Annotated in this window: 10 protein-coding genes and 1 pseudogene; 8 read left to right on the forward strand and 3 right to left on the reverse strand. The window is 74.0% G+C overall.

Annotated elements, in window-relative coordinates; translation table 11 throughout:
- The 5 genes and pseudogenes from AC0CYZ_RS24075 to AC0CYZ_RS24095 form a co-directional block, all read left to right on the forward strand.
- A pseudogene (locus AC0CYZ_RS24075) lies at window positions 1-976 on the forward strand (molecular chaperone HtpG); the annotation flags it as partial.
- Between the two features lie 13 nt (window positions 977-989).
- Window positions 990-2,015: an LLM class flavin-dependent oxidoreductase gene (locus tag AC0CYZ_RS24080; RefSeq protein ID WP_472220020.1), complete on the forward strand. Its 1,026-nt coding sequence runs from the start codon at window positions 990-992 to the stop codon at window positions 2,013-2,015.
- Window position 2,016: 1 nt separating this feature from the next.
- The gene (locus tag AC0CYZ_RS24085) at window positions 2,017-3,213 is read left to right on the forward strand and encodes an amidase (RefSeq protein WP_472220022.1); all 1,197 of its coding nucleotides are present in this window, start codon (window positions 2,017-2,019) and stop codon (window positions 3,211-3,213) included.
- Window positions 3,214-3,250: 37 nt separating this feature from the next.
- Window positions 3,251-4,303: a pyrimidine utilization protein A gene (gene rutA / locus AC0CYZ_RS24090; protein ID WP_472220024.1), complete on the forward strand. Its 1,053-nt coding sequence runs from the start codon at window positions 3,251-3,253 to the stop codon at window positions 4,301-4,303.
- A gap of 17 nt (window positions 4,304-4,320) precedes the next feature.
- A complete protein-coding gene (locus tag AC0CYZ_RS24095) occupies window positions 4,321-5,172 on the forward strand; it encodes an NUDIX hydrolase (protein WP_472220026.1) in 852 nt (283 codons plus the stop codon).
- Between the two features lie 9 nt (window positions 5,173-5,181).
- Here the strand turns inward: AC0CYZ_RS24095 and AC0CYZ_RS24100 are convergent, their stop codons facing one another.
- From AC0CYZ_RS24100 to AC0CYZ_RS24110, 3 genes are all read right to left on the reverse strand, one after another.
- Entirely contained in the window at window positions 5,182-6,426 is a 1,245-nt protein-coding gene (locus tag AC0CYZ_RS24100; protein ID WP_472220028.1) for a cytochrome P450, read from the reverse strand.
- Window positions 6,427-6,508: 82 nt separating this feature from the next.
- The gene (locus tag AC0CYZ_RS24105) at window positions 6,509-7,291 is read right to left on the reverse strand and encodes an enoyl-CoA hydratase/isomerase family protein (RefSeq protein WP_472220030.1); all 783 of its coding nucleotides are present in this window, start codon (window positions 7,289-7,291) and stop codon (window positions 6,509-6,511) included.
- Window positions 7,292-7,358: 67 nt separating this feature from the next.
- Window positions 7,359-8,456, reverse strand: coding sequence for a cation diffusion facilitator family transporter (locus AC0CYZ_RS24110; RefSeq protein WP_472220032.1), 1,098 nt, complete (start codon window positions 8,454-8,456; stop codon window positions 7,359-7,361).
- A gap of 161 nt (window positions 8,457-8,617) precedes the next feature.
- Here AC0CYZ_RS24110 and AC0CYZ_RS24115 point away from each other — a divergent pair, with 161 nt between their 5' ends.
- The 3 genes from AC0CYZ_RS24115 to AC0CYZ_RS24125 are packed head-to-tail and all read left to right on the forward strand — an operon-like array spanning window position 8,618 to window position 10,150.
- Entirely contained in the window at window positions 8,618-9,058 is a 441-nt protein-coding gene (locus AC0CYZ_RS24115; protein WP_472220034.1) for an SRPBCC domain-containing protein, read from the forward strand.
- A complete protein-coding gene (locus AC0CYZ_RS24120) occupies window positions 9,048-9,446 on the forward strand; it encodes an ArsR/SmtB family transcription factor (RefSeq protein WP_472220036.1) in 399 nt (132 codons plus the stop codon). Before AC0CYZ_RS24115 ends, AC0CYZ_RS24120 begins: the two co-directional genes overlap by 11 nt.
- Window positions 9,443-10,150 (forward strand): DUF899 family protein, encoded by a 708-nt coding sequence (locus AC0CYZ_RS24125; RefSeq protein ID WP_472220038.1) that lies wholly within the window; start codon window positions 9,443-9,445, stop codon window positions 10,148-10,150. The genes AC0CYZ_RS24120 and AC0CYZ_RS24125 overlap by 4 nt, the downstream gene beginning before the upstream one ends.
- Window positions 10,151-10,228 lie beyond the last annotated feature (78 nt).

Below are 10,228 nucleotides of genomic sequence, written 5' to 3' on the forward strand. Positions count from 1 at the left end.
GCGCGTGTTCGTCATGGAGGACTGCGAGGCGCTCGTCCCCGAGTACCTGCGGTTCGTCAAGGGCGTCGTCGACGCGCAGGACCTCTCGCTCAACGTCTCCCGCGAGATCCTCCAGCAGGACCGCCAGATCCAGCTGATCCGCAAGCGGCTCGTCAAGCGCGTCCTGCAGACGATCACGACGATGCGCTCGGAGAGCCCCGAGAAGTACGACACCTTCTGGACCGAGTGCGGCCGCGCCCTCAAGGAGGGGCTGCTCACCGACCCCGAGAACGCGCAGGCCGTCCTCGAGGCCTCGACGTTCGCCTCGACGCACGACCCGGAGGCGCGCACGACGCTCGCCGACTACGTCGCGCGGATGCCCGAGGGCCAGGAGTCGATCTACTACGTGACGGGCGAGTCGCGTGCGAGCGTCGAGAACTCGCCGCACATCGAGGCGTTCCGCGCCAAGGGCTACGAGGTCCTGCTGCTCACCGACCCGGTCGACGAGGTCTGGGTCGGGGTCGTGCCGTCCTACGGCACCGGGGAGGACGCGACCCCGTTCGCCTCGATCTCGCAGGGGGACGTCGACCTCGGGGACGACGCCGAGAAGCCCGAGGGCTTCGACGACCTGCTCGCGTGGATGACGACGACGCTGGCCGACGACGTGTCGGAGGTCCGGCTGTCGTCGCGGCTGACGACGTCGCCGGCGTGCCTGGTCGGCGAGGTCGGCGCCATCCCGCCGCAGCTCGAGCAGATGATGCGCTCGATGGGCCAGGAGCTGCCGGTCCAGAAGCGCGCCCTCGAGCTCAACCCCAAGCACCCGCTCGTGGAGAACCTCAGGAAGGCACACGCCGCGCACCCCGAAGGTGACGCCGGCGTCGCCGAGACCGCGTCCCTGCTCCACGACATGGCGCTGCTCGCCGAGGGCGGCGAGCTCAAGGAGCCGTCGGTGTTCGTCGGGAAGCTCGCGCAGCGGCTGGCGGCCACGCTCTCGTGACGATCGGAGACATGTGAAGGTCGGCGTCGACAGTTTCGTCGCGAAGGTCACCGACCCCGACACCGAGGAGGTCGTCGGGCCGGTCGAGCGGTTCGCACACCTGATGGAGGAGATCGAGACGGCCGACCGGGCCGGGCTCTACTCCTACGGCATCGGCGAGCACCACCGCGCCGAGTACTACGACGCGGCGCCCGCGGTGATCCTCGCCGCCGCGGCCTCGCGCACCCAGCGGATCCGGCTGCGGTCGGCCGTGACGGTGCTGTCCGCCGCCGACCCGGTGCGGGTGTTCCAGGAGTACGCGACGGTCGACCTGATCTCGGGCGGCCGGGTCGAGCTGGTCGTCGGCCGCGGCTCGTTCACCGAGGCGTTCCCGCTGTTCGGACTCGACTTCGGCGACTACGACGAGCTGTTCAGCGAGAAGCTCGAGCTGCTGCTCGCGATCCGCGACCACGAGCGCGTGACCTGGTCGGGCCGGCACCGTCCCGCCCTGCGCGACCAGCCGGTCTACCCGCGCCCGGTGCAGGACCCGTTCCCGATCTGGGTGGGGGTCGGCGGCTCACCGGAGTCGTTCGCCCGGGCCGGCCTGCTCGGCCTCCCGCTGATGGTCGCGATCATCGGCGGGCAGCCGCGGCAGTTCGCCCCGCTGATCGACCTTTACCGCCGCGCGGGCGCCGAGGCGGGCCACCCGCCCGAGCAGCTGCGCGTCGGCCTGCACTGCTTCGGCTTCCTCGGCGACGACGTGGCGGCGGCGGTGAACGCGTTCTACCCGGGGTGGGAGGCGATGTTCACGACGATCGCCCGCGAGCGCGGCGGCATGCCGCCCACCCGGCGGCAGTTCGACGCGACGCGAGGACCCGACGGCGCCTACGTCGTCGGTGACCCCGAGCAGGTGGCGGCGAAGCTCGCGCGCATCTCCGAGCAGCTGGGCGGGGTCGACCGGATCAACCTGCAGATGACGAACCCGCGCCTGCGCCACGCCGACCTGTTGCACTCCATCGAACTGCTGGGCGAGGTCGTGCCCAAGGTCGCCGACGCCTGAGGTGGACCCCCTCCGCGCGGTCCTGAGCACCCTCGACGAGCGGCCCGGCGGCACCGGGCCGCTCGCGGGGTGGCGCGTCGGGGTCAAGGACAACATCGGCGTGGCCGGGGTGCGCTCCACGCGCGGCTCCGCCTTCTTCGCCGACCACGTGGCGGCGGACGACGCGGAGGTCGTCACGCGGATGCGCGCCGCGGGGGCGGGGATCACGGCGACGCTGAACATGGCCGAGTTCGCCCTCGGTGTGACCTCGCAGAACTCGGTGCACGGCGGCGTGGTCAACCCGTGGGACCCGGGGCGCATCCCGGGCGGGTCGAGCGGCGGGTCCGGTGCGGCGGTCGCGGCCGGACTGGTCGACGCGGCCCTCGGCACCGACACCGGCGGCTCGGTGCGGCTGCCGGCGTCGATGTGCGGGGTGACCGGGCTGCGCCCGACGTACGGCACGGTCCCCGAGGACGGGGTCTTCCCGTGCTGCCCGGAGACCGACGCGACCGGTCCGCTGACCCGGACCGCCGCGCACGCGGGGCTGCTCGCCGCGGTACTGACCGGGCGGGACCCGGTCGTCCCGGAACCGCACCGACCCGATGTCGTCGGGGTCGTCACCCTGTCCGGCGCGGTCGACCCGGCCGTCACCACGCGGGTGGACGAGGCCCTGCGCGTGTTCGCCGACGGTGGCGCGACCCTGCGCGCGGTGACGGTCCCGGGCCTCGAGACCGTCCGCGACGACCTCTACGTCGTCGTCTACCACGATCTCGCCGCGCTCCACGCGCAGCGGCTGCGCGAGGCTCCGGAGCGGTTCCACCCGGACACCCTGACCCGCCTGCGCCTCGGGCTCGACCTCTCCGCCGCCGACCGCGAGGCGGCCGTGAGCCGGCTGGCGGCGTTCCGGGCCGGGGTCGAGGAGGTGCTCGCCGGCGTCGACGTGCTCATCACCCCGACGGTGCCCGTCGACGTCCCGCGGATCGGCGCCGACCCCGACGTCGTGGCCCTGACCAAGCGCGTCGGCGAGCTCACCGCACCGTGGGCGGTGCACCGCGGACCGACGCTCTCGGTGCCCGTCGGGACCCACCCGGCGTCGGGGATGCCGGTCGGGATGCAGCTCACGGGGCCGCTGCGCGCCGACGACGCGGTGTGCGCGGCGGGGGCGTGGTTCCAGGAGCGGACCCCCTGGCACGACCAGCGGCCACCGTCATCTGGGTGACACTCCGCGGTAATCCGCAGCCGTTGAGGTGACGGGCATGGATTTCGGCGTCTTCATCCCCATCGCCAACAACGGCTGGCTCATCTCCGAGAACGCCCCGCAGTACATGCCGACCTTCGACCTCAACAAGCGGGTGGTGCAGGAGGCCGAGGCCCAGGGGTTCGCGTTCGCGCTCTCGATGGTCAAGCTGCGCGGCTTCGGGGGGAAGACCGAGTTCTGGGACCACGCCCTCGAGTCCTTCACCCTGATGGCGGGCCTGGCCGCGTGCACCGAGCGGATCAAGCTGTACGCCTCGACGGCGGTGCTGACCCTGCCGCCGGCGGTGGTCGCGCGGATGGCCACGACCATCGACCAGATCGCGCCGGGCCGCTTCGGGATCAACATCGTGTCCGGCTGGGCCAGCGGCGAGTACACGCAGATGGGCCTCTGGCCCGGCGACGAGTACTTCGGCCACCGCTACGACTACGCCACCGAGTACGTCCGCGTGATGCGCGACCTCTGGGAGACCGGCCGCTGCGACCTCGACGGCCGGTTCTTCCACATGGAGGACTGCGTGCTCTCGCCCCGTCCCTCGGCGAAGATCGACATCGTCTGCGCCGGCCAGTCCGAGCGCGGGATGCGCTTCTGCGCGGAGTACGGCGACTACAACTTCATCCTCAGCCCCGGGATCAACGACCCGGAGGTCTACCGCGAGCCCACCGAGAAGCTCGCCGCGGCCGCCGCGGAGAGCGGGCGCGACGTCGGGTCGCTGCCGCTGTTCATGGCGATCATGGCCGACACCGACGAGGAGGCGCAGGCGAAGTGGGCGTCGTACCACGCGGGCGCCGACCTCGGGGCCCTCGGTTACATGGCCGACGAGGGCTCGAAGGACGCGAACGCCGCCGAGGGCGGCACCGCGAAGACGATCAACCTCCCCGACGGCGCGGTCAACTTCAACATGGCGACGCTGGTCGGGTCGTACGAGACGGTGGCCCGGCAGATCGACCAGGTGGCCACGATGAAGGGCGTCGAGGGGATGATGTTCACCTTCGACGACTTCGAGGTCGGCACCCGCGACTTCGGCGAGAAGGTCATGCCGCTGCTGGGGTGACGTGATCAGATGGGGTCATGACCATGGACCCGACCGCCCTGCCGCCGGGCTTCGCCGACCAGCTCGCGGAGTACCGCGCACGGGCGGCCGCGCCGGTCGAGCCGAAGGTCGCGGCGACGACGATCCTGCTGCGCGACACCGCCGACGGGATCCAGGCGTTCCTGCTTCGCCGTCGGACGCAGATGGCCTTCGCGGGCGGGATGGTCGTGTTCCCGGGCGGCGGGGTCGATCCGCGCGACGCCGGGGAGGACGTGGGATGGGCCGGTCCGCCGCCCTCGACGTGGGCGCAGCGCCTGGGCCTCGACGAGTCGGCCGCCCGCGCGGTGGTCTGCGCGGCCATCCGGGAGACGTTCGAGGAGTCCGGCGTGCTGCTCGCCGGGCCGGACCCCGACTCCGTCGTCGACGACACCTCCGGGCCCGACTGGGCCGAGGCGCGCCGTGCCCTGGAGGCCCGGGAGACCGCGTTCACCGACGTGCTGCGCGACCGCCGGCTCGTGCTGCGCACCGACCTGCTGCGGGGGTGGACGTGCTGGATCACCCCGGAGTTCGAGCCGCGCCGCTACCGCACCTTCTTCTTCGTGACGGCCAGCCCGGCCGGCCAGCACGCGGCCGGGGTGTCGACGGAGTCCGACGCCGCGGCGTGGCTGGGCGTCGAGGAGGCGCTCTCGGCCGCGGGACGGTCGGTGATGATGCTCCCGCCGCAGTACTGCACGTTCCTGGAGCTCTCCCAGTACGCGACGGTGGCCGACGTCCTCGCCGCGGGCGACCGGCCGATCCCGGAGCCGATCATGCCGGGCCTGGACGTCGGTGCCGACCGGGTGCGCCTCCTGCTGCCCGCGCGCTACTCGGAGCTCAACGTCGGCGTCTGACCCGCCCGCTCACCACGCGACGGGCAGCGCCTCCACGCCGTGGATGAGCGAGTCGTGGCGGTACTCCAGCTCGTCCGGGTCGACCGCCAGGGTCAGCCCGGGGAACCGGCGCAGCAGCGCGGTGAACGCGATCCGCAGCTCGATGCGGGCCAGCGGCGCCCCGAGGCAGTGGTGGATGCCGTAGCCGAAGGCGACGTGGGGGAGCGGCTCGCGGGCGAGGTCGAGCGCGTCGAGGTCCCCCTCCGACAGGGCGGGGTCCCGGTTGGCCGCGCACAGCGAGGCGGTCACGAGCGTGCCGGCCGGGATCGGGTGGGTCCCGACGACGGCGTCGCGGGTCGCCACCCGCGGGAAGCCCGCGGAGACCGGGGAGACCACGCGCAGCATCTCCTCGACGGCGCGGTGCAACGGCTCCGGGCCGGGGTCCTCGACGGCGGCGCGCAGCAGCGCCATCTGGGCCGGGTCGCGCAGCAGCGCGAGCGTGCCGAGGGCGATGACGTTGGACGTGGTCTCGTGGCCGGCGACGAGCAGCAGGTTGGCCAGCCCGGCGAGCTCGTCGTCGTCGATCCCGCCCTCGGCCGCGGGCCGGTCACCGTGCTCGCGGACGAGCATGCCGATCAGGTCGTCGCCGGGGTCGCGCCGCGCCCGCGCCACGAGGGTGGCCATGTACTCGCGCGAGGCGTGGATGACCGCCGCGCGCTCCGCGGGGGCGAGGTCCGAGCGCAGGGTGAGGGCGGCGCGCTCCTGGAAGCCGTCGCGGTCGGTGTAGGGCACGCCGAGCAGCTCGCAGATCACCAGCGAGGGCACGGGCAGGGCGAAGTCGGCGACGAGGTCCGCGGGTGGCCCGCCGGCGGCCATGGCCGTCAGCGCCTCGTCGACGATCGCGGCCACGCGCGGTTCCAGCGCCCTCATCGCGCGGACGGTGAAGCGGCCGGTGAGCATCCGCCGCAGCCGCGTGTGGTCGGGCGGATCGAGCATCAGCAGCATGCCGCTGCGCCGGCGCCGCAGCTCGCCGTCGGCGACCTCGGCGGCGATCCCGGGCGGCGGCGGCACCGCCTCGAACCCGAAGACGGGGTCGCCGTGCACGGCCCGCGCGTCGTGGAACCCGGCGACGAGCTCGGCCCGGTGCCCGGCCAGCGTCGTGACCGGGCAGGTGCCGCCGCGCTCGCGCAGGGCGGTGACCTCGGGGTCGGGGTCCAGCCCGTCGCGGCGCAGACCGAGCGGCGCGGGGCGCTCGGACCCCGGATGGATGCTCATGCTCACGACCCTCTCCCAGCGCCGTCCGTCACGAAAGGGGGGACGACCCCGAGACGCCTCGGGGTCGGCCCGCGGGCGGCGCTCAGCGGCCGCGGAACGTGGGGGTGCGCTTGGCGAAGAACGCGTCGTTGCCCTCGGCGAAGTCCGCGGTCTCGAAGAGCTCCACCTGCACGCACTCCTCGGCGTGCAGCGTCCCGGCGAGCGTCGCCGGCGGGTCCGCGAGCAGCCGCTTGGTGGCGGCGAGGGCCAGGGGCGCCGCGGCGGCCAGCTCCGCGGCCACGGCGCGGGCGGTGGGGAGGGCCCCGCCGTCGTCGGCCAGCTCGTCCACCAGCCCCAGGGCGTGCGCCTCCGGCGCCTCGACGATCGTCCCGCGCAGCAGCATCCGGCGGGCCGGGCCGGGCCCCACCCGCCGGGGGAGCGTCCAGTGCAGCCCGGAGTCGGCGACCAGCCCGATCCGGCCGAAGATCGCGCCGAACCGGGCCGAGCGGCCCGCGACGACGTAGTCGCACGCCGCGGCGAGCGACGTCCCGGCGCCGACCGCGGCGCCCTCCACGGCCGCCACGACCGGCAGCGGGCCCTCGACCAGCAGCGAGATGACGTCGGCGACGAGGTGCAGCCGGTCGCGGGCGTCCGCGCGGTCGCCCCGCGGCATCGAGGCCAGGTCACCACCCGAGCTGAACGCGCTCCCGGCCCCGGTGACCACGAGGGCGCGGCAGCCGTCGTCGGCGTGGGCGGTCTCGAGGGCGTCGCGCAGCTCGCGGCGCAGCGGGACGCTCAGCGGGTTGCGCCGGACCGGCTCGTTGAGGGTGAGCGTCCGCACCGCCCCGTCGTCGGAGACCAGCACGAACGGATCGCTCTCGGTCACGGCTCTCCCTCACGGCAGCGGCGGGTCGGGCCCATCATGGGCCGGCCCGCCAGCCACCACCCGGGGATCAGACGTCGGCGTTGCGCGTCTTGCGCAGGTGCTCGAGCGACTCCCCGTACCGCTCCAGCACGGCCGCACGGACGTCCGGGTCGCTGCGCGGCACCGGTTCGATGAACACCTGGTCGACGTCGTTGAACTGCTCGTGGAGCTCGTTGTCGAGACGGACGCAGGTCCGCTCGAGGTCGGCGGCGGAGAGCTCGTCGTCGAAGTCCACGCGGGCGCACACCAGCACGCTGTCGGTACCGGTGAGCATCGACTGCAGGTCCACGACGGCCACGACCTCGGGCGCGGCGTCGAGGTGGTCGAAGATCGCGCGCAGCACGCGCGGCTCCGCCGAGCGGCCGATGAGCAGCGCCTTGTTGGAGCTGCCCAGCGAGAACGCCACCCCGGCGAGCAGGAGACCGATGAGGATCGAGGCGATCCCGTCCCACACCGAGGAGCCGGTCAGCCGGTGCAGCGCGACGCCGACCGCGGCGAACGCGAGACCGAGCAGGGCGGCGGAGTCCTCGAAGAGCACGCTCTTCACCGTCGGGTCGTCGGAGAGCTTCAGGTAGCGGCGCAGCGACAGGTTCAGCTCGCGCTTCTCCCCCCACACCTGGCGTACGGCCTGCTGCCAGGAGACGCCCTCGATGATCGCCGAGAGGCCGAGGACGGCGAACGCGACCCACGCGTACTGCTCCTCGGCCGGGTCCGGCGGGTTCTCGATGACCGTCGAGATCCCCTCGTAGATCGAGTAGGTGGCGCCGGTGACGAACACCGACACCGCGGCGATCATCGACCAGAAGAAGCGCTCCTTGCCGTAGCCGAAGGGGTGATCGCGGTCGGGGCGGCGCACCGAGCGGCGCAGCGCGGTGAACAGCAGCACCTCGGTGGTGCAGTCCGCGACCGAGTGCGCGGCCTCCGCGAGCATCGCCGACGAGCCGGTGAGCAGCCCGGCGACGAGCTTGAGCACCCCGACCAGGAGGTTCGCGGCGAACGCGAGGACCACCGAGAGCGTGCTCTGGCCCGACGACGACTCCTCCTCCTCGCGGCCTTCGTCGGTGGGGTCCTGGGGCTCGGCGACGGCGGTGTCGTCCCGCTCGCGCTCGGTGTTGCCGACGGCCATGGGTGTTCCTCCTGCCGCGGGCGGTTCGTCCCGCGTCGACCCCTCTACCCGCTGCCGCCGGGTCGCACGCGGGAAGCGGCGCGGCGGGCTGCGCGTCTTGACGCAACTGCATGGTTGCCATACTTTGGGTCGCAACCGAGTAGTTGCGACAGGAGGCCGCCATGGGGTTCCCCGACCGGATCGAACGGACCATCGAGCTGGCGCATCCGCCGGAGCGGGTGTGGACGGCGCTGACCACCGCGGAGGGCCTGGCGGCGTGGTTCGGGGACCGCGCGGAGATCGACCTGCGCCCGGGCGGTGCCGGCACGCTCGCCTGGACCGCCCAGGGGCACCGCCAGGACCTGCGGGTCGAGCGCGTCGAGGAGCCCACGGCGTTCGGGTTCACCTGGCGGATCGACGGCCTGCCCGACGACGACCCGCGCCGCACCTACGTCGAGTTCACCCTCGAGCCGACCCCGACCGGCACCCGGCTGCACCTGGTCGAGACCGGCTTCGCCCAGCTCGGGCCGGGCGAGCACCAGGCCCAGCGCGGCAACTCCCACGGCTGGGACCACGAGCTGGGTGACCTCGCCGCGTACCTCGACGCCGTCCGTGCCGCCTGACGCCGCTGCGTCCCGGGGCGGCCCCGCGGGCGACGGCGGGACGGAAGCGGTCGCCGAAGCGGTGTTCGCCGCGCTCGCCGACCCGACCCGGCGGGCGATCCTCGCCGACCTCGCCGCGCACGGGCCCTCCACCGCGACCGACCTGGCGGGGCGGGTGCCGATCACCCGGCAGGCGGTCGCCAAGCACCTCGACCGGCTCGCGGACGCGGGGCTCGTCACCGTCGAGCCGGGGGAGCGACGGCGCGTCCGCCACCGCGTCGACTCCGGCCCGATGCGGATCGCGCAGCGCTACCTCGCCGCGCTGGCCCGCGACTGGGACGGGCCCCTCGCGGCCCTGGCCGACCACCTGGACCGACCACACCCCACCGATCTCGAGGAGACACCGTGACCCTGCCCCCGATCGTCGACGCCCCGGCCTGGGAGCGCGCCCGCGCCGACCTGCTGGCCGCCGAGAAGGACCTCACCCACGCCCGGGACGCGGTCGCCGCCCGTCGCCGCCGGCTCCCGATGACCCCGTTCCCGTCCCACCACGTCTTCGCCACGCCGGCCGGGCCGCGGAGCCTCGTCGAGCTCTTCGCCGGACGCGGCACGCTCGCGGTGTACCAGTTCATGGACCGCGGCCCCGACCACTACTGCGGCGGCTGCACCTGGTTCACCGACAACGTGCCCGCGAGCGCGCCCCGGCTGCTCGCCGAGCACGACGTGACCTGGATGCACGTCTCGGACATGCCGCTCGCCCAGATCGAGCACTACTGGCGGGAGCGGGGCTGGACGCTGCCCGCCGCGTCCTCGCGGGGCACCTCGTTCTCCGCCGACACCGGCGCCGGGGAGGGCTTCGGCTTCTCGGTCTTCGTGCGCGACGGCGAAGCGGTGTACCGCACCTACGCGACGTCGGGACGCGGGATCGAGCACCTCGCGTTCGTGACCAGCCTGCTCGACCTCACCCCGACCGGGCGGGGGGAGGACTGGGAGGACTCCCCGGAGGGCGTGGCGCAGGTCCCGTCGGCGATGCTGCCGAACGTGCTGACGACCGCCGACGTCGCCACCAGCTTCGGCCGGTTCCGCCGAGGCGCGACGTCCACCGGGGGGTGACCGGCGCCCTCAGGCGGCCAGGGCGACCGGTGCCGCCGCTCGGCCGGCGGCCGTCGCCGCCCGCTCCCGGACGGCGAG

Source organism: Actinomycetospora sp., assembly GCF_055612215.1.

Excerpts from the sequence above, each read along its gene's own strand:
- rutA (WP_472220024.1), top strand. The coding sequence starts at position 3,251 with ATGGATTTCGGCGTCTTCATCCCCATCGCCAACAACGGCTGGCTCATC.
- AC0CYZ_RS24095 (WP_472220026.1), top strand. The coding sequence starts at position 4,321 with ATGACCATGGACCCGACCGCCCTGCCGCCGGGCTTCGCCGACCAGCTC.
- AC0CYZ_RS24100 (WP_472220028.1), bottom strand. The coding sequence starts at position 6,426 with ATGAGCATCCATCCGGGGTCCGAGCGCCCCGCGCCGCTCGGTCTGCGC.
- AC0CYZ_RS24110 (WP_472220032.1), bottom strand. The coding sequence starts at position 8,456 with ATGGCCGTCGGCAACACCGAGCGCGAGCGGGACGACACCGCCGTCGCC.
- AC0CYZ_RS24115 (WP_472220034.1), top strand. The coding sequence starts at position 8,618 with ATGGGGTTCCCCGACCGGATCGAACGGACCATCGAGCTGGCGCATCCG.